Here is a 17,320-nt window from a genome sequence, read left to right on the forward strand (position 1 = left end):
TCCGGCGGCAGCAACCGCGCCACCGCTCTGTCCTTGAATGTCTTTCCGTAACGCGCCAACTTGTTCTCTCTTTATCGCCCCCAGATTCCAATTTTATCCAGGCGACAACCATTGTGACGCGGGGGGGGGGGCCCAACGAAGGCTGGATCGACGTTGCTCCAGACCGGACACCGAAACATGCCACGCCCGAAGGAAAAGCTAAACTTCGATGTCGTTGGCCGCGAAAAACGCCATGAGCCCGTAGATCCGCTCAACATAGACGATAAATTGTCCAAGATTTGCGAGGATGACACCCTTGTCGAGATCTGGAATGATTTGTGGATGTCCCACTTGATTGCGCGTGTGCCGATAGAAATTAAACGCGCCATCAAGTAGTTGCTCTAGGTCTTGCGAGAGCGGCAGGTCCATCGGATGTGGCTTTGCCGATTTGTACGACCTCTTGAACTCATCATATTTGATCGAGATCATCCGGTTATTGACGCGACCAAAGAACTTCTCTCGATTCTCTTGATTCACTATGCGATTTCCGTAGGCTTCGATGAGTAGGAGAATCGCCTTCTCGCTAGCGGCTCCGAGCATAAATGCGGCACCTGACGGGCTGCCAGCCTTATAGCATCGAAGCGCTTCCTGAAAGAACCAAAGCACAACTCCATCGCACGCCGGCACTCGATCCTGCAACGTTTGCGGGAATTTCTCAATCTCCGCAGGTAGGAGAATCCCCGGCGCAGCACTTCCTGATTCAATGCTAGCTTTCAACTCCACGAGCCATTTTTTTAGATCTGATTCAGCACCTTCGACGTGAATTTTCCCCGAGTTGTAGACGATGATGCCTGCTCGATTGGCTCCGGATTTTACCGTGAATTTCGTTGCGAATTGTATGTCCTGCTCAGCCTCCAGAACGCTGTTCTGAGTGAGCGACTCGCGCACTGCACCACAGACCTTTCCATCACCGTTTGGCACGCTATCTCTCCTCGCTGCCGACATCTCAAATACATCGATGCTCGTATTTCGATACGAAACTTATGTCATACTCATATTTCTTCCAACAATGCAGTCGGTGTCACCTCACTCGACAACAATGCGAACTGCGCAACGAGGCGATCCACTTGCTGAGCCACATACGTCATATGATGGCTCATGTCCGCTAATATCCAAGTACTCGGTGTTCCTGGTTTGATTTGTCCGCGCGCGCAATTGTCGAGATATGTATCACCGTAACTGAACTTCCTCTTTCGATAGCGATCGTCGGTGACCACCTGTCTGGCCAGAGCATAGTATTGCTCATAATCCTTCTTGGGGCGTCGCAGGCCATGACCACGAAAATACAGAATTTTGTCGCCCACGGTGTACCGAATCTTTGCGTTCATGTTTTGATTCGGTCCGGCGTCGCTGAAATCGGGATGAATGACACCATAGTCACCATAGATCGGCTTGACGTCACCCGGCATGTCGTTCCACAACTCCGACCACAGATGCAATTCGTGACGAGTCACTTCAGTCATATGGTCTTGTTCGATCTCGCCCACAGTCTTCAGCGCGGACGATGAACTCACGATGATGCTGCGGTAGAACTTCGCGCGTGGATTGTGGAACAGGAACGAAACGACAGTTTCCTTTATCTCTTCACTGTCAAGACCCGACAAGCTCCCGAAATCGAGAATCAGATCCACAGAGCTCTCTTGCAGACCCATTTCACCCGATCGCTCCACGATTGCCCCCCACGTCTCATCGAATAGATAATCGACCAAATCGTCACGACCGAGGCGAAACGCGAACCCTTTCCCGAAACCAGCAATGATTTTCCCCAGTTGTGGCCAGAGATTATCGTTGCGGTCAAATCCATAGACCGGCGTTACTTGACGCCCAAAACCTCGCAGCAAGCTATATCCAAAAAGGATTGCGTTCGTTCCATCAGGCATTAATGCGTCTGGCAGCAATCCATAAAAGTCGACTAATACGTCACCGAGCGGAGCATGCTTCTTGATATACCGGCAAAATTTATGAACATGCTCACCTATGGCAGGCTCTTCCGGGTTTATCGGCATTGTCTCAATGAGAGGCTTTGTGATCTCGCGTATTGATTTGGCAAGGCTCCCGACCGCCTTTATATCGTTTTCCTTCCCCTTTACGAAGGGAACGTAGACTACCGAGTTCATTCTTTGTCCTCGTTCGGAAAAGCTTCCTGAAACTGGCGTTGAACTTCACCCTGCCCCAAAAATTCGCGAAACTGATTGTATTGCCCTGTTTCAAATTGAATGCGCCCAGCAACAATTGCAGGATGAATGTGCAATTGATCAGCGAGCTCTTGGATGCGTTCACGGGACGGGGCAAGGCGTGCCGGGCTCCGTTCCCAAATGACTCGCTTGATTAGTGAATCACGAGCAATTCGATTCGCCTCGTTTTCCTTCGCCTCAGGTGTGCGTTCCGCGCTCGCAATGCGCTCAACCCGATCGATAAACGCTTCCTCTGAATCGCTAAGATGCCGCCAGACATGCGCCACCTCGTGCAACAGCGTAAACCAAAAATAGTCGACACGGTCAATTCTAAGCGTCAAGCCGATAACAGGCCGCCCTGCTTCGGACAAGAGGGCTGCTCCATCGAACACGGCGTTGCGCAGCCGAGGTTCAATGATGACACTAATTCCGAGTTTTGCAAGAAACTCGACGGCAAGCTGAGGTCCGTTTCCAAGCCAACTTAGGCGAGCTAGGTCACGAAGAGTATCTGGCGTAATTTTCGACGGGTCGAATTGCGGTAACGATTCACTCCTTTCCCGCGCGCGCATAAGAACGCGTGCAGTCCAAGCAAGTGTTGAGTAATACGACTTGTCGTCAATCTCGATCCCTTGAAAGCGCCGACGAAATAGTATTTCCGTTTGCTCCTTCGGCATAACCTGCTTTATGAACGACTGTAACCGCTCTTCATTCGTCGAGCCAACAACACGAATCCCATTGAACCAGCCACGGCGCTCCATTTCCCCATAGGGAAACTTCTTCCAATCCATATCCGCAGCGCTCGACTCCACGAGCTCCGAGGATGGACGAGGCTCGGAGCCGATCAATGCGTCCGCAGAAACACCAAGCCCGGTCGACAACGATCGAATCATCTGAACCGTGAGTGGCCGTTTGCCCGCAAGCACCTCTGATACGCGGCTACGGCTACCAATCATCGAGATCAGATCCTTCTGCCTAAGGCCCTGTTCGGCCATCCGAAACTCAATGACATCCAGAGGATCAAGAGCTTCGAATGAAAAGGCGCGCTTTTCATAGTCTTCGATAAGAAGCGTCAGCAACTCCAGCCGGTCCGCTTCGGTGGACCCGGGGGCAGGATCCAGCGCAACCAGGCGCTCAGCTTCCTGAAGTGCTTCGCGGTGTTCCTCTTCGGTCCGCAGAACTTTGTAGGTCATCTTAAAACTTCCGTTTGTCGTATTCGGCGTGAGTACCGATCCACTTAACTACAACGACTCCGACGCCGAACGTAACTTGCGTCTCCAACCGATATCCGTTTCCCCGCACGTTGAAGATCACGATGTTGTCCGCCAGAAAGCTTGCTGTCGGGTAGTTCGATCTAACGTCGTGCGTTGTCTTCCACGTACTTTGCTTGACATCCCGAATCCAATTCGAGATCCAGTTGCGACAATCAGCGTGCCCGTCACAAAAGACACTTAACACTCCAAGCCCGATGAGCCTCATGTACCCACTTCTCCGTTGACACCGCTGCCTCCTGGCGCGTTCACACCATGGGATCAGATGTTATTGTTCCCAAAACGGGAACATCTGTCAATCGCACTATTAGAAGGGAAGGTTGGAGTGCCGCAACTTCTAGTGCGGCATCAGTCTGGACGAACGGTTTTGGGTTGTGCTACCTTACTCACCCCTGCGACGCAGGACTGTTACCCACACTTTTTTGCCTATTTTTTGGGCAGGCGAAGCGATGTAGCTGTGGATTTATAAAGGTTTTGGGGTAGATTGGGTTACTCTCCCATCGCCCGCTCCACTTTCCCGCTGAGTGTTCAGCGGAATCCAGCAAGAGCCGCCTCCCTGAAGGCGGCTTTTTTGTAGTGGCAACGGCCCGGCACAGCGCGCAAGCCGCGCAGCCCTCACCCTTGCAGCAGCATCGACGATGATCCACGATCCAAACGACTCCGGTCTCCCGGACGACGCCCCGCCCCCCACGAGCGCAACCGACCAGCCCGCCGGCAACGAGACGAACGACGTCGACGGCACGCCGGGTGCAACGCCGGCAGACACGCTTCATCACCGCCGCATCCGCAGCTTCGTCACGCGCGCGGGTCGCGTGTCGACCGGCCAGCGCCGCGCGCTCGATGAGTTCGGCCCGCGCTTCGTCGTGCCCTATGCACCACAACAACCCGACTGGACCGGCGTGTTCGGCCGCGAAGCGCCGCGCGTGCTGGAGATCGGCTTCGGCATGGGCGCCACCACCTCGGAGATCGCCGCGCACCGTCCCTCCGACGACTTCCTGGGCGTCGAAGTCCACGAGCCCGGCGTCGGCGCGTTGCTGAAGCTGATCGGCGAGCAGTCGCTGACGAACATCCGCATCATCCAGCACGACGCGGTCGAAGTGCTCGAGCACATGATCGCGCCCGACAGCCTCGACGGCGTGCACATCTTTTTCCCCGACCCGTGGCACAAGGCGCGCCATCACAAGCGCCGGCTGATCCAGCCGAAGTTCGTCGCGCTGCTCGTGTCGCGTCTGAAGCCGGATGCGTATCTGCATTGCGCGACCGACTGGCAGAACTACGCCGAACAGATGCTCGAAGTGCTCGGCGCCGATCCGCTGCTCGAAAACACCGCCGACACCTACGCGCCGCGGCCCGACTATCGTCCGGTGACGAAGTTCGAACGACGTGGCCTGCGGCTCGGCCACGGCGTGTGGGACCTCGTGTTCCGCAAGCGCGGCGCCGCGTAACGCGACGAGACGACAAGCCAACGAAAAAAGGTCCGCACATACGCGGACCTTTTTTCATTGCACGGCAAATCTCAATCGGCCCAGCTCAACCCGCCGCTATAACCGATCAGCAGGATCAGCAGGCCAAAGCCGATCCGATACCACGCGAACACCGTGAAGTCGTGCGACGCGACATAGCGCAGCAGCCAGCGGATGCAGACGAACGCACTGACGAACGCGGCAGCGAAGCCGAGCGCGAAGCTGCCGAGCGCATCGGTGGTGAGCAGGTGCCAGTCCTTGTACAGCTCGTAGGCCGTCGCGCCGAAGATGATCGGAATCGCGAGAAAGAATGAAAACTCGGTCGCGGCGCGGCGCTCGATGCCGAACAGCATGCCGCCGATGATCGTCGAGCCCGAGCGCGAGGTCCCCGGAATCAGCGCGAAGCACTGTGCGAGGCCGACTTTCAACGCATCGAGCGGGCTCAGATCGTCGATGCTGCGCACCCGCACCGCCGCGTCGCCGCGCGCGCGCTGGCGCGCCTCCGCCCACAGGATCACGACGCCACCCGCGACCAGCGCAAACGCGACCGGCACCGGTGAAAACAGCGCCTCCTTGATCGACTTCTCGAACAGCAGGCCGAGCACGACTGCCGGAATCGTCGCAATGGTCACGTTCAGCGCGAAGCGGCGCGCCTCGGGCCGGCTCGGCAGCCCCACGATCACGTTGCCGATGCGCCGGCGAAACTCCCAGCACACGGCGAGAATCGCGCCGAGCTGGATCACGACATCGAAGGTCTTCGCGTGCTCGTCGGAGAAATCCAGCAGACTGCCGACGACGATCAGATGCCCGGTGCTCGACACCGGCAGGAACTCCGTCAAACCCTCGACCACGCCGAGAATCAGCGCCTTGCAAGCCAGTAGCCAGTCCATCCGTGCCCTTTATCGCGGTAGGTTGTCGCAACGAAATGGGCCCGCACGGTCATGACTGGCATGCGCGGCCCACGTGGCCGCGCGTGCCAGTCATCTTTCGACGATCTGCACGCGTATGCCGTTTGTAAGGATCGTGATTGTACCGGGTTCGTAGTTGACGCCGGCAAATTGCAGTTGCTCGGGCTTGAACGTGTAGATCGGATAGTTGGTCAGCAATTGGGTCGCGAGCAGCGCCGCGGCCGCGTTGATCTGCTGCGTGTACATCTGCGCCTCGCCGCTCACGCTGACGTTGTCGACACTCGGCGACTTGAGGATCACCGAACGGCTCGCCGCGTCGTATGTAAGTTCACTCGACAGCGTGAACACGCCATCGACCGGCTGCTGCAGGAACGGACTCGCGAAACGCGCGTCGAGCTTCACCTGCACGCGGTTCGCACCGGGCAGCATGCCCACCACCGGATTGCTCAGCGCGACATCGAACACCTGCGACACCGTGCGCTGATACGGGAACTTGCGCTGCACGGCCTCCTGCACCTGCTTCTGCGAGAACGTGTAGTGCGACGGCATGAACGGAAACGTCGGGCTCGCGCAAGCCGCGAGCGACACAGTGATGCCAAGCGCGCTGCAGCCGGTCAGCGCAGCGCGCAGAAAGCGGCGCCGGGCCGGCGCTGCGGGTCGAGTCATGCGAAATCTCCTGTGGAAGCCCTTGCGGACATCGGCTTGCGTTGACGGGTGTGGTCAGCGACGGCGTTTACCGCATGCCGCGCGTCATGGATGGGATGCCGGTTGTGTTTGCGCCTCGAGTTGCGTGAGCCACGCGAGCGCTTCGCCGCGATTCGCGCCGCACATCTCGAGTTGCGGCTGCAGACCCGAGCAGCATGCGGGCCGCTCCGGCCGGCCGAAGATCGCGCAGCGCAGATCGTCGCCGAGTTGCACGCAGCGCACGCCCGCTGGCTTGCCGTTCGGCATGCCTGGAATCGGGCTCGAAATCGACGGCGCGATACAGCACGCGCCGCAATCGGGACGGCACGCGTGAGCGTCCACCCGTGCACTGTTCAACCTTTGATCCACGTCATCTTTCCTGAACTCAAACCTTGGCAACGTGTTGCCAGACCCGCATTGTGCCACTGCCTGTCCGCGCGACCTTTTTACACAATCGGGTCCCGCGGGCACGCACGTAAACTCGAAGCTGCTGACTGACCATGAGACGCGGCACGCTGCGAGAGCCGCCCACCGTCCGACACCGCTCATGTCCCAAACCGACACCCTGTTCCGCCCCGACCTGCTCGCGCGCTACAGCGCGAACGGTCCCCGGTATACGTCCTATCCGACCGCGCCGCAGTTCCGCGAATCGTTCGACACCGCCGACTATCACCGCGCCGCCGCCGACCCGGGTGCCGCGTCGATCGATCTGTCTCTGTACTTCCACATTCCGTTTTGCGACACCGTGTGCTTCTACTGCGGCTGCAACAAGGTCGTGACCAGAAATCGCGCGCATGCGCGCCCGTACCTTGAGCGGCTCAAACGCGAAATCGGTTTGCAGGCCGCGTGTTTCGATACGCAGCGGCCCGTCTCGCAATTGCATTGGGGCGGCGGCACGCCGACGTTTTTGTCGCATGACGAGATGGCCGAGCTGATGGCCGCGACGCGCGAGCACTTCAAACTTCTGCCCGACGATCGAGCCGAATATTCGATCGAGGTCGATCCGCGCGAGGCGTCGCCCGACACGGTCGCGCTTCTGCGCCGCCTCGGCTTCAACCGGCTGAGCCTGGGCGTGCAGGACTTCGATCCGCGCGTGCAGCAGGCGATCAATCGCATCCAGCCGTTCGAGATGACCGCATCGGTGATGCAGGCGGCGCGCGCGTACGGTTTTCATTCGATCGGCGTCGATCTGATTTACGGGCTGCCGCATCAAACCGTCGTGAGCTTCAGCCGCACGCTCGACACGATGCTCGAACTGGCGCCGGACCGGCTGTCGGTGTTCGCGTATGCGCACATGCCGCAGCGCTTCAAGATGCAGCGCCAGATGGATCCCGCGACGCTGCCGTCGAGCGAGGAGCGGCTGGCTCTGCTGCAACGGGTCGTCGAACGGCTGAATGAAGCGGGCTATGTGTACATCGGCATGGATCACTTCGCGCTGCCCACCGACGAGCTCGCTCGCGCGCAGGCGCAGCGCACGCTGCATCGCAATTTTCAGGGCTATAGCACGCGGGCCGAGTGCGATCTGATCGGTTTTGGCGCCTCGTCAATCGGCAAGGTCGGCGACGTGTACGCGCAGAACGCGCGAGAGTTGCCCGCTTACACCGACTCGATCGATGCGGGCCGGCTCGCGATCGCGCGCGGCATCCGCCTGTCCGCCGACGACCGTCTGCGGCGCGACGTGATCACGCAGCTGATGTGCAACCTCGAACTGCGCTTCGACGAATTCGAAGCGGCGTACGGCATCCACTTCGCCGACACGTTCGCGCCGGAACTCTCGCGTCTGCGTTCATTCGAGGACGACGGGCTGATCTCGCTCGGCGCACGCAAGCTCGAAGTGCGAATGGCCGGCCGCATGCTCGTGCGCAATCTCGCGATGGTATTTGACCGCTATCTGGGCGAGCAGACGCTCACACGATTCTCGCGCACGGTCTGAGCACCGCTCGCCGCGAACGCGCTGTGGCGGGTGAAGGCAATCGACTGGGTGAAGGCAATCGACTTGCCCGTCTACCGATTTTCGGCCATAATCTGCGTCTTCCTCGCGCGCTGAACTCCCGATGCAGCGCGCTGCAGTATCTGCCCAGGTGGTGAAATTGGTAGACGCAGGGGACTCAAAATCCCCCGCCGCAAGGCGTGCCGGTTCGATTCCGGCCCTGGGCACCAAACACTCTTCAACCGGTTTCAACGGTTCATCACGAAGCCCCGACAGCTATCGCTGAGCGGGGCTTTTGTTTGCTGTAGTCTCCAAGGGTTCACCAGCGATTACAACCCCCACCAGGGGGGTCATTTCGGGGGTGCCACGATTCAAGCGCCCGTCGGATGGAAAACGCCCCCGGCAGCGGCGCGACAACCGGAGACGCAAACATCGCGCTGACCGATGCCACGATCCGTAACACGAAGCCGGGTGAAAAACAGCAGAGCTGTACGACGGTGGCGGCCTGCTGCTGCTGGTCACGCCAACGGGCAGCAAGCGATGGATTTTCAAGTACCGTTTTGCCGGAAAGGAAAAGAGCCTCGCACTTGGCGTCTATCCAGACGTGCCGCTTGCCGATGCCCGCAAGCGTCGGGACGACGCCCGCGAAAAACTGGCAGCAAAACATTGATCCGGGGGAAGCCAAAAAGGCCGGGAAACGCGCCGCCCGCCTTGCTGCTGCCAATTCATTCGAAGCCGTTGCGCTCGCCTGGATGGAAAAGCGCGGTCAGCCCGTTGAAAGCGGGTCGATATCGCTGGGCCGATTACCTTGACCGGATCAAGGCCGGGGCCGAAGTCATTCCGATCAAAGGCGGGACGGTCGCCTGACTACCTCAGCGGGACAACCTTTTGGAACAGCGCCGCCCGATGATGGAAGCGTGGGCCGTGCATGTTTGCATGCATAGAGGATTAATTCAGAAGTGCGGCCCATAACACTTGCGCTGTGCCTTACAAGCTCGCACAAAAAAGCCGACTCGCGAGGATCGGCTTGTGCATTCGAGCGAGGCTCTACCGATATTCATCAATCTCAACCGTGCCGCCCATGGCTTCCATCATGGTGCGAATATCGTCGGGCACATCAGGCACGCGGTCGCCGCTCTCGTTGTACCAGTAACAGAAGAAGCGCATCCGAAGTCCCTTGTCTGCGAGCAGTTGGCCAAGTTCCGCTCTCGGCAGATTCAGGCGCCCAATCAGGTAACGCAAATGCGGCTCAAGTGAATCGCTACGAACTGCGCCCTCACTGCGCACGCCCCAAAGGCCAACGCGGCCCGGCGCGCTGCTCGGTCGCCCAGACGGTGTGGTGAACGGCTGTCCCTTGGTAATCGCTGTATCCGGCTTGATGTCGAAATACGCCGTCCAAAAGGCTGGCTCCAATGAGTCGCCGGATATGTAAAAGGTCGCGTGCGCAAGTTGGTGATCTGCCATTGGAGCGGCCTCAGTTTGCCCAGTCATGAAAATTTCCGATGTGGTTACCATTAAAGTACACGTCGCCGTTGTCATGCCAGATGACGTTATCGGCTGGCCCCAAGCCATTGCCTGGCTTGAACCTGTGCAAGATAGCCCCAAACGTCTTGCGGTCATACCCCAGCATCTTCGCCGCGTAGTTTGGGTTGTTCGTGCTCGCGGCGAGTTCAACGACATCGCCGCTCAACGCGTCAGGCACATACTCAAACGGCTGCGCGTCGCCGAGCAGCGTTGATGCGCCTCTATCGCTAGCTCTGGCTGCGCGGGCAGCGTTCAGTTGGGTTTGCCAGGTGGCCGGATCGTACTGCACAGACAGAATGGGTTCGCCGTTCGGCTGACTGCGGGCCTTCGCTACGGGATTCATTAACGGCGTGCTGCTGTACGGTGACGGAAACAGGCCGTGACGCGGACCTTTAACGGCAAGCAGTTTGCCCCGGCGAACCTCTTCGAGAAGCGCAACGATGACCCACCAGCCATCGGCGTCAGGATCGCGGTCCCGGACCCTATGAAAAAACAGCCAGCTGCGGCCAATGAGATTCCTGACCAGCTTCCGGTCCTCCTCCCACTTCCTGCGATTCAGTGCGGCGATAGCAAGAAATTCCCGCGTCTCCGCACTGGCCCTCTGAAGGTCTGCGGCCTTGCCGAGGCACGCTTTATAGTGCCATTCGTCGCAGATGACATAACAGGCACCCGGTGGCCGCTGGCAGAACAGCTCCACGGAGTGCATTTCAAATACGGACAGGGACATAGGCGTGTCGATGGTCTATCTGAAGTCGCTGCCGGGGTTGACAGCAGTCAGATAATTACCGTGCGACAGGCAGTCCGTACATGGGCGACAGCCCAAAATCTCCACGGCTCTCGATGAAACGGAAAAAAGCGCCCTCAGGAACATTGCGGTTTTTCGCGCCCGTAGCGCGGATGCTCGCGGGCAGCGACCGTACCGCTGGTCTATGACCTTTCCAGCCGCTGGCGGCACTCGCGCAGCAGATCATTCGCCCGAAGCCGCTGTTCGCGCCAATACGGCGCGTACGTCCGCGAGCGCATCCTCGAAGAGCATTCGAGCGAGGCTCTATCGATATTCATCAATCTCAATCGTGCCGCCCATGGCTTCCATCATGGTGCGAATATCGTCGGGCACATCAGGCACGCGGTCGCCGCTCTCGTTGTCCCAATAACAGAAGAAACGCATCTGTGCGCCCTTGTCTGCGAGTAGCTGGCGCAAGTCGTCTCGCGGCAAATTCAGGCGATCAATAAGATAGCGGAGATGCGGTTCCAGCGAGTCGCTATGAACGGCGGCTTTGCTTCTCACCCCCCACACGCCGGTACGCCCCGGCATGCTGCTCAATCGCCCCGACGGAGTCATAAACCGCTTCCCCTTGACTATCGCCGTGTCGGGCGGAACGCCGAAATATCTGGTCCAAACCTCGGGATCTAAATCATCCCCGGCTATTGAAAATGATGCATGTGCGAGTTGATGTGCGTTCATCGTATGAAGATCAGTTTGCATAGTCGTGCATATTGCCGATGATGTTTTTTCTAAATTCAACGTCCCCACTATCGTGCCAAATGACATTGTCATCGCCTCGCAGCTTGAGGTCATATTTCATCGCATGGACCATGTCGCCAAACGTGTCGCGGCCATACCCCAGCATCTTCGCCGCGTAGTTTGGATTGTTCGTGCTCGCGGCGAGTTCAACGACATCGCCGCTCAACGCATCAGGCACATACTCAAACGGCTGCACGTCGCCGAGCAGCGTTGATGCGCCTCTATCGCCAGCCCTGGCTGCGCGCGCAGCGTTCAGCCGGGTTTGCAAGGTGGCCGGATCATACTGGACAGACAGCACAGGTTCGCCGTCCGGGCGATTACCGGCCCTCGCTGCGATATCCCTCAACGGCGTGCTGCCGTAGGGTGACGGAAACAGGCTATCGCGAGGGCCTTTAATGGCAAGCAGGGCACCGCGGCGCACCTCTTCGAGAAGCGCAAGGATGACCCACCAGCCATCGGTGTCAGGGTTCCGGTCCCGTACATCATGAAAAAACAGCCAGTGACCGCCAATGAGATTCCTGACCAGTTTCCGGTCCTCCTCCCACTTCCTGTGATTCAGTTGGGCAATGTCAAGAAATTCCCGGGTCTCCGCACTGGCCCTCTGAAGGTCTGCGGCCTTGCCGAGACACGCTTTATAGTGCCTTTCGTCGCAGATGACATAACAGGCACCCGGTGGCCGCTGGCAGAACAGCTCCACGGAGTGCATTTCAAATACGGACAGGGACATGGGTGTGTCGATGGTCTATCTGAAGTCGCTGTCTGGGTTGACAGCAGTCAGATAATTACCGTGCGACAGGCAGTCCGTACATGGGCGACAGCCCAAAATCTCCACGGCTCTCGATGAAACGGAAAAAAGCGCCCGCAGGAACATTGCGGTTTTTCGCGCCCGTAGCGCGGACGCTCGCGGGCAGCGACCGTACCGCTGGTCTATGACCTTTCCAGCCGCTGGCGGCACTCGCGCAGCAGATCATTCGCCCGAAGCCGCTGTTCGCGCCAATACGGCGCGTACGTCCGCGAGCGCATCCTCGAAGAGACCAAAAATCGACACCTGCGCAACCGTTGCCGCTTTGGAGAAAGTCGAATGCCCGTTGTGGGTCGGGCGCTGCCCGTCATGGCGAGTAGCCAGCGGCCAGGAGCGGCGACAATGCATCTGCGCAGTCGCCAGGAAATTTGATTTGAGTCGCCTCCCCCTCGCTCCCTTTATAATCCGGCATGACTCCCTCCACTCCCCATGCAGCAACCCGACGAGCGGAACCGCCCACGCGATTCATCGGTTCGCCGATTCCGCACACCTCAGCGACCCATTCGCCTTCCACGCATTTCGAACGCACGCGCCACGAGCCGCACTGGTCGGTCGTATGAAAATACCCAAACGGCTTGCACCGCTTCTTGACGAAGGACTCATCGACGAAGTGATCGGCCAGTTGATGAGCGGCAAGGAAGCAACCGTCTACGTCGTGCGCAGCGGCGACTCGATGCGGTGTGCAAAGGTCTACAAGGACGCGAAGCAGCGCAGTTTCCGGCAAGCCGCATCGTATCGGGACGGCCGCAAGGTCAAGAACAGCCGGCAGGCGCGTGCGATGGAAAAAGGTACTCGCTATGGGCGCCAGATGCAGGAGGAGTTGTGGCAAAACGCCGAAGTCGACGCACTATTCCGACTTGCCGACGGGGGCGTGCGAGTGCCGCAACCCTATATCTGTACCGATGGGGTGTTACTGATGGAACTGGTGGTCGACGCAACGGGTGACGTCGCGCCACGCCTCAACGACGTCCATCTGACTGAAGCGCGCGCCCTTGAACTGCACGCCCTGCTGCTCAACCAGGTTGTCCGCATGCTCTGCGCGGGTGTGATTCACGGCGACCTGTCCGAATACAACATCCTGCTGGCGGCTGATGGACCGGTGATCATCGATCTGCCTCAGGCCATCGACGCCGCCGCCAACAACGAAGCCGCCTCGATGCTCAAGCGTGACGTCGACAACCTCGCTGCGTACTTCGGACGGTTTGCACCGCAAATTCTCGGCGCGGATTACGGAACGGAGATCTGGGCGCTGTTCGAAGCAGGCGGGCTGCATGTCGAGGTCAAACTGACCGGCCGCATCGAGCTCGACACGCGACCAGTCGACCTCGATAGCGTGCTGCAGGAACTCGAAGAGACACGTCTTGACGAAGACGCGCGAGTGCGGCGACAGCAGGAACTGACCGCGAACTGATAACCGTTATGGAGAAAATTGAACGACCCTTGCGGGTCGGGTATCGCTCATCGAGGTTGGCGCAGACTGATTTTCTCTTCACTTGAAAGAAGAGTCGAAATGGACGCGATTATCATCGGCAACGTGCCGCGTGTGCCGTGAAACAATGACAAGCAAACCGGGCAGAAGTCGCCGCTGAAGCTCAAGGAGATTTGGGCCATTCGGATTCGCCTGCAATTGGGGGCGAAAACCCGTGATCTGGCGATGTTCAATCTGGCGATCGACAGCAAACTTCGAGCGTGCGACCTGACAAAACTTCGAGTCCGCGATGTCTGTCTGGGCACACGTAGCACCCCGGGCGACCGTTATGCAACAGAAAACGCAGCGGCCGGTGCAATTCGAGATCACCGAGCAAACGCGGGATAGCGTGGAAAGCTGGATCAAGGCAGCAGCTCTGTGTCCTTCAGATTTCCTGGTCCCGGGGCGAATACACGCGTCGCCCCATCTTTCGACCCGTCAGTACGCACGGATCGTCCATCGCTGGATAAAATCGATCGGGCTCGACGATTCCGCCTATGGCACGCACACGATGCGTCGGACGAAGGTCTCGTTGATCTATCGCCGTACGAAGAATCTCAGAGCCGTACAGCTTTTGCTTGGTCATACGAAGCTTGAAAGTACCGTCAGATATCTTGGCATCGAGTTTGACGACGCGCTTGACATGGCCGAACAGACGGAAGTCTGAGTGGTGATCGCCGGACAGCAATCGGACGCTGTCCGGTCAGGATGAGACATTCGACACACGTTTCTGATTCGTCGACAATCGGTGAATATAGACAAACCTCGACGGAAGACTTGAGATGATGCTGCGGCCGACAGAAATCCAAATTGAATCAACCCGGCTCTTGATCAAACCGTTCTCGGCCAACGACGCGGATGCTGCGTTCTCGTTCATCACCCCTTCGCTCACCCGTCACATGGCGTGGGAGCCGCCAGCATCCCGGCAGGATTTTGATGGTGTTTGGCGGTCCTGGGTACCGTCGATTGACGATGGGTCAGACTATGTGTTCGCGATACGTCAACGCACCGACGGGAGTTTCCTTGGGTTAGCCGGGCTTCACCGCGTCCGCACCGAGAGCCCGGAACTCGGTATCTGGATTCGTGAAGATCGTCATCGAAATGGGTTTGGTTGTGAAGCTGTGACCCTTGTTGCACACTGGGCAACGCGAACCATTGGTTGTGAAAGCTTTACCTATCCGGTTGCCGAAGAGAACCGTCCCAGCCGGCGCATCGCCGAATCGCTAGGCGGCGTCATTGTGGAAAGCCGCGCGACGCCAAAGTACAAGTCTGTGGTTTACAGAATTCCTCGCCAGCCAGTCACAAGCGAGGTATAGGCGATTCTGCCTGTGGACTGGCTTCCATCGGCCAAGATCGGTCAGTCAAGGTCAACGCCCAGATCGTCAACTGCGTGCGTGTCGGTCGACGCGAGTGTTAGCGACCCGATAACGATGAGCTGCTCCAGCGTTCATACAATGCTGCGATATCCGTGGCACAGAGCAACTTCATCGACTTGCCGATCTCGTCCAGCGGCCAGTCCCACCAGTTCATCTCAAGGAGCATCCCGATCTCATCGTCCGAAAAGCGCTTTCGGATCGGCTTTGCCGGATTCCCGCCGATGATCGTATAGGGTTCAACGTCCTTCGTGACAACGGCGCAACTCCCGATCACGGCACCGTGACCGATGTGAACACCTGGCATGATCATCGCTTCGGAACCGATCCAGACGTCATTCCCGACAACCGTATCGCCGGCGGGTTCGAATGCATCGCAGGCGTCAGCAAACGCCGGTTCTTCCGTCATGTAGAAGAAGGGAAATGTGGTTACCCAATCGTTCCGGTGCCCCTGGTTGCCCGCCATCATGAACGTCGCACCACTTCCGACAGAGCAGAAGCTACCGATGATCAGCCGGTCGACACCTGTGCGGTCTGGCAACAGGTAGCGCGCACAGTCATCAAAGGAGTGTCCGTGATAGTAGCCAGAGTAGTAGCTGTAACGCCCCACGATGATGTTGGGATTGGTGACCTGCCCTGAAAGCGGCTTCCCCTTGAAGGGGCTGTCGAAGTAATTCTTCATAAAGAGACCACGCTGTAGTCTGGGGTGCGTTTATCGTTCGAGCACGCAGGTTACGAGCCGCCGCGTAAATTCGCGACAATCAGAGAGAATTCCGGTCGCTCACGGCGCAGCGTCAAGTTAACATCCTAGCGTCAGCGAGTGGCCATCTACGCCCGACGATCACTTTCGAGCAGCCCGTACAGCGCGCTATCCGACACCTCATCGCCAACTATCCAGCGATCACGCAACAACCCTTCGCGGACAAATCCGAGCCGTTCGAGAAGAAGCGCCGAGGCTACATTTCGTGGGTCGATATCCGCCTCAATCCGGCGTAAATTCAGCGTGCCGAACGCGTGCTCGATCAGCGCGGAAACCGCCTCACTCATATATCCGTTTCCCCAATGCTTGCGTTGCAGACCAAAGCCTATCTCCGCGCGTCGGCATTGCTCGTCTGCATGAAAGAGAGCGCAATCACCGAGCACTTCGCCGGTTGTCTGCAACTCGACTGCACAGATGAAGTCCTGGCCGCCAGCTGACATATTCAATTTACGTGCGACTCGATCCGTTGTCTGATCCATGGAAGTCATCGCCGGAAACGAAAAATAGCGCATCGCATCCGCGTCCGACCAGATCGCGAACAGTGGTTGCGCGTCTTCATGACGAAGCGGCCGCAGAACGAGGCGTGGAGTAGTCAGCGTGATGGGCTCGAATAATGGCATGACGGGGGCGGGGCACCGGAAATAGATGACCCCATTAGAGCATGTGGGCCGAGAGCCAACAACCGCACGCATCGAACCGCGTGGCAGCACAGCCTTTGTGCGGCCACTTTCGCGATTTACCTCTGTCGCTTACGGGTCGCGTGCTGCCGGTCATGACACGACACTTGTCGATCGCACAACGATTGGCAAGGTTCGGCCAGGAAGCGCCTCTCGCACGCACTTCTGTTCGGACATCCGCATGGCCGACCGATCCTCAAAGCGGCCGGTCGGACGCTCTGAGTTATTCAGACTGAACTATTTATGGCAAAGCAATTTCGCAACATCCACGATAAAACATACAAACAGCACAATTGAAAGATAGCCGAACAAGATTCGCGTTACGATTTTATATCGCCGCCACTGGTGTGGTTTTTCGTTTTGTTTGGTGGCGTCGAATTTGTCAAGCTGGAATGCATCTTTAACTTTCTCTTCAATTTGTTTAAGTGCATCTTCGTCGGTCTCGACCATCTGGGCATTTCTGAAGTCCAGAACCCAAAACGACACTGTAAACAAAAGAGCGGTAAAAGTTACCAGGACAACAGCGACTGAATTGGCATCACTTTCGATATGCATCTTTGCGACCAAGGCACCAACCAATCCGAAAGCCGCAAAAAAGTATCGAATTGAATCCAATCGCTGTTTAGCATGGTATTGAAACTGGCTCCTCGTATGCTCCAAAAGCGCCTTCAAATCAGCTGAGAGTGGTTCATCTTTAATGGTTATGGACATCACCGGCTCCTCTG

At 58.1% G+C, this 17,320-nt stretch carries 18 protein-coding genes, 1 tRNA gene and 2 pseudogenes; 7 read left to right on the forward strand and 14 right to left on the reverse strand.

Annotated features, from left to right (window positions below):
• Nucleotides 1-198: 198 nt before the first annotated feature.
• The 4 genes from F6X37_RS26215 to F6X37_RS26230 form a co-directional block, all read right to left on the reverse strand.
• On the reverse strand, nt 199-960 hold the full coding sequence (locus F6X37_RS26215) for a hypothetical protein (RefSeq protein ID WP_187613309.1): 762 nt from the start codon (nt 958-960) through the stop codon (nt 199-201).
• 71 nt (nt 961-1,031) lie between these two features.
• Complete coding sequence (locus F6X37_RS26220; RefSeq protein WP_187613310.1) at nt 1,032-2,156, reverse strand: beta family protein; 1,125 nt, start codon at nt 2,154-2,156, stop codon at nt 1,032-1,034.
• Nucleotides 2,153-3,403 (reverse strand): helix-turn-helix domain-containing protein, encoded by a 1,251-nt coding sequence (locus F6X37_RS26225; RefSeq protein WP_187613311.1) that lies wholly within the window; start codon nt 3,401-3,403, stop codon nt 2,153-2,155. Before F6X37_RS26225 ends, F6X37_RS26220 begins: the two co-directional genes overlap by 4 nt.
• A 1-nt stretch (nt 3,404) precedes the next feature.
• Nucleotides 3,405-3,689, reverse strand: coding sequence for a type II toxin-antitoxin system HigB family toxin (locus F6X37_RS26230; protein WP_187613312.1), 285 nt, complete (start codon nt 3,687-3,689; stop codon nt 3,405-3,407).
• A gap of 430 nt (nt 3,690-4,119) precedes the next feature.
• Between F6X37_RS26230 and trmB the strand changes: the two genes are divergently transcribed.
• On the forward strand, nt 4,120-4,926 hold the full coding sequence (gene trmB / locus F6X37_RS26235; protein ID WP_187613313.1) for a tRNA (guanosine(46)-N7)-methyltransferase TrmB: 807 nt from the start codon (nt 4,120-4,122) through the stop codon (nt 4,924-4,926).
• 71 nt (nt 4,927-4,997) lie between these two features.
• Here trmB and F6X37_RS26240 read toward each other — a convergent pair whose 3' ends face one another.
• From F6X37_RS26240 to F6X37_RS26250, 3 genes are all read right to left on the reverse strand, one after another.
• Nucleotides 4,998-5,834 (reverse strand): undecaprenyl-diphosphate phosphatase, encoded by an 837-nt coding sequence (locus tag F6X37_RS26240; protein ID WP_187613314.1) that lies wholly within the window; start codon nt 5,832-5,834, stop codon nt 4,998-5,000.
• A 90-nt stretch (nt 5,835-5,924) separates the two neighbouring features.
• A complete protein-coding gene (locus F6X37_RS26245) occupies nt 5,925-6,518 on the reverse strand; it encodes a DUF1439 domain-containing protein (protein WP_187613315.1) in 594 nt (197 codons plus the stop codon).
• Between the two features lie 84 nt (nt 6,519-6,602).
• Nucleotides 6,603-6,905 (reverse strand): YkgJ family cysteine cluster protein, encoded by a 303-nt coding sequence (locus tag F6X37_RS26250; RefSeq protein WP_184023217.1) that lies wholly within the window; start codon nt 6,903-6,905, stop codon nt 6,603-6,605.
• A gap of 178 nt (nt 6,906-7,083) precedes the next feature.
• Here F6X37_RS26250 and hemN point away from each other — a divergent pair, with 178 nt between their 5' ends.
• From hemN to F6X37_RS26265, 3 genes and pseudogenes are all read left to right on the forward strand, one after another.
• On the forward strand, nt 7,084-8,469 hold the full coding sequence (hemN, locus tag F6X37_RS26255) for an oxygen-independent coproporphyrinogen III oxidase (protein WP_187613316.1): 1,386 nt from the start codon (nt 7,084-7,086) through the stop codon (nt 8,467-8,469).
• 142 nt (nt 8,470-8,611) lie between these two features.
• Nucleotides 8,612-8,696, forward strand: a tRNA-Leu gene (locus F6X37_RS26260).
• A 201-nt stretch (nt 8,697-8,897) separates the two neighbouring features.
• Nucleotides 8,898-9,227: pseudogene (locus F6X37_RS26265) on the forward strand (Arm DNA-binding domain-containing protein); the annotation flags it as partial.
• Between the two features lie 286 nt (nt 9,228-9,513).
• On the opposite strand, the gene F6X37_RS26270 reads toward F6X37_RS26265, so the two are convergent.
• From F6X37_RS26270 to F6X37_RS26285, 4 genes are all read right to left on the reverse strand, one after another.
• Nucleotides 9,514-9,930, reverse strand: a complete 417-nt coding sequence (locus F6X37_RS26270; RefSeq protein ID WP_090801512.1) for a DUF4279 domain-containing protein — start codon at nt 9,928-9,930, stop codon at nt 9,514-9,516.
• A gap of 10 nt (nt 9,931-9,940) precedes the next feature.
• Entirely contained in the window at nt 9,941-10,717 is a 777-nt protein-coding gene (locus F6X37_RS26275) for a hypothetical protein (protein ID WP_187613317.1), read from the reverse strand.
• A 321-nt stretch (nt 10,718-11,038) separates the two neighbouring features.
• Nucleotides 11,039-11,455 (reverse strand): DUF4279 domain-containing protein, encoded by a 417-nt coding sequence (locus tag F6X37_RS26280; RefSeq protein ID WP_187613318.1) that lies wholly within the window; start codon nt 11,453-11,455, stop codon nt 11,039-11,041.
• Between the two features lie 10 nt (nt 11,456-11,465).
• Nucleotides 11,466-12,242 (reverse strand): hypothetical protein, encoded by a 777-nt coding sequence (locus F6X37_RS26285; RefSeq protein WP_187613319.1) that lies wholly within the window; start codon nt 12,240-12,242, stop codon nt 11,466-11,468.
• 631 nt (nt 12,243-12,873) lie between these two features.
• Between F6X37_RS26285 and F6X37_RS26290 the strand changes: the two genes are divergently transcribed.
• The 3 genes and pseudogenes from F6X37_RS26290 (at nt 12,874) to F6X37_RS26300 (ending at nt 15,101) form a co-directional block, all read left to right on the forward strand.
• A complete protein-coding gene (locus tag F6X37_RS26290; protein WP_187613351.1) occupies nt 12,874-13,728 on the forward strand; it encodes a PA4780 family RIO1-like protein kinase in 855 nt (284 codons plus the stop codon).
• A gap of 99 nt (nt 13,729-13,827) precedes the next feature.
• A pseudogene (locus tag F6X37_RS26295) lies at nt 13,828-14,452 on the forward strand (tyrosine-type recombinase/integrase).
• 115 nt (nt 14,453-14,567) lie between these two features.
• Nucleotides 14,568-15,101 carry a GNAT family N-acetyltransferase gene (locus tag F6X37_RS26300; protein WP_187613320.1) on the forward strand — a complete coding sequence of 178 codons (534 nt, stop codon included), beginning with the start codon at nt 14,568-14,570 and terminating at the stop codon, nt 15,099-15,101.
• Nucleotides 15,102-15,198: 97 nt separating this feature from the next.
• On the opposite strand, the gene catB is transcribed toward F6X37_RS26300, so the two are convergent.
• The 3 genes from catB to F6X37_RS26315 form a co-directional block, all read right to left on the reverse strand.
• Nucleotides 15,199-15,840, reverse strand: coding sequence for a type B chloramphenicol O-acetyltransferase (gene catB, locus F6X37_RS26305; protein WP_187613321.1), 642 nt, complete (start codon nt 15,838-15,840; stop codon nt 15,199-15,201).
• Between the two features lie 146 nt (nt 15,841-15,986).
• The gene (locus F6X37_RS26310) at nt 15,987-16,538 is read right to left on the reverse strand and encodes a GNAT family N-acetyltransferase (protein ID WP_187613322.1); all 552 of its coding nucleotides are present in this window, start codon (nt 16,536-16,538) and stop codon (nt 15,987-15,989) included.
• A gap of 294 nt (nt 16,539-16,832) precedes the next feature.
• Nucleotides 16,833-17,306, reverse strand: coding sequence for a hypothetical protein (locus tag F6X37_RS26315; protein WP_187613323.1), 474 nt, complete (start codon nt 17,304-17,306; stop codon nt 16,833-16,835).
• Nucleotides 17,307-17,320: the final 14 nt, after the last annotated feature.

The organism is Paraburkholderia sp. 31.1 (genome assembly GCF_014397645.1).
GTDB lineage: Bacteria > Pseudomonadota > Gammaproteobacteria > Burkholderiales > Burkholderiaceae > Paraburkholderia > Paraburkholderia tuberum.

Excerpts from the sequence above, each read along its gene's own strand:
- catB (WP_187613321.1), bottom strand. The coding sequence starts at position 15,840 with ATGAAGAATTACTTCGACAGCCCCTTCAAGGGGAAGCCGCTTTCAGGG.
- hemN (WP_187613316.1), top strand. The coding sequence starts at position 7,084 with ATGTCCCAAACCGACACCCTGTTCCGCCCCGACCTGCTCGCGCGCTAC.
- F6X37_RS26290 (WP_187613351.1), top strand. The coding sequence starts at position 12,874 with ATGAAAATACCCAAACGGCTTGCACCGCTTCTTGACGAAGGACTCATC.
- F6X37_RS26275 (WP_187613317.1), bottom strand. The coding sequence starts at position 10,717 with ATGTCCCTGTCCGTATTTGAAATGCACTCCGTGGAGCTGTTCTGCCAG.
- F6X37_RS26220 (WP_187613310.1), bottom strand. The coding sequence starts at position 2,156 with ATGAACTCGGTAGTCTACGTTCCCTTCGTAAAGGGGAAGGAAAACGAT.
- trmB (WP_187613313.1), top strand. The coding sequence starts at position 4,120 with ATGATCCACGATCCAAACGACTCCGGTCTCCCGGACGACGCCCCGCCC.
- F6X37_RS26225 (WP_187613311.1), bottom strand. The coding sequence starts at position 3,403 with ATGACCTACAAAGTTCTGCGGACCGAAGAGGAACACCGCGAAGCACTT.
- F6X37_RS26240 (WP_187613314.1), bottom strand. The coding sequence starts at position 5,834 with ATGGACTGGCTACTGGCTTGCAAGGCGCTGATTCTCGGCGTGGTCGAG.
- F6X37_RS26230 (WP_187613312.1), bottom strand. The coding sequence starts at position 3,689 with ATGAGGCTCATCGGGCTTGGAGTGTTAAGTGTCTTTTGTGACGGGCAC.
- F6X37_RS26270 (WP_090801512.1), bottom strand. The coding sequence starts at position 9,930 with ATGGCAGATCACCAACTTGCGCACGCGACCTTTTACATATCCGGCGAC.
- F6X37_RS26310 (WP_187613322.1), bottom strand. The coding sequence starts at position 16,538 with ATGCCATTATTCGAGCCCATCACGCTGACTACTCCACGCCTCGTTCTG.
- F6X37_RS26280 (WP_187613318.1), bottom strand. The coding sequence starts at position 11,455 with ATGAACGCACATCAACTCGCACATGCATCATTTTCAATAGCCGGGGAT.
- F6X37_RS26285 (WP_187613319.1), bottom strand. The coding sequence starts at position 12,242 with ATGTCCCTGTCCGTATTTGAAATGCACTCCGTGGAGCTGTTCTGCCAG.
- F6X37_RS26245 (WP_187613315.1), bottom strand. The coding sequence starts at position 6,518 with ATGACTCGACCCGCAGCGCCGGCCCGGCGCCGCTTTCTGCGCGCTGCG.
- F6X37_RS26315 (WP_187613323.1), bottom strand. The coding sequence starts at position 17,306 with ATGTCCATAACCATTAAAGATGAACCACTCTCAGCTGATTTGAAGGCG.
- F6X37_RS26300 (WP_187613320.1), top strand. The coding sequence starts at position 14,568 with ATGATGCTGCGGCCGACAGAAATCCAAATTGAATCAACCCGGCTCTTG.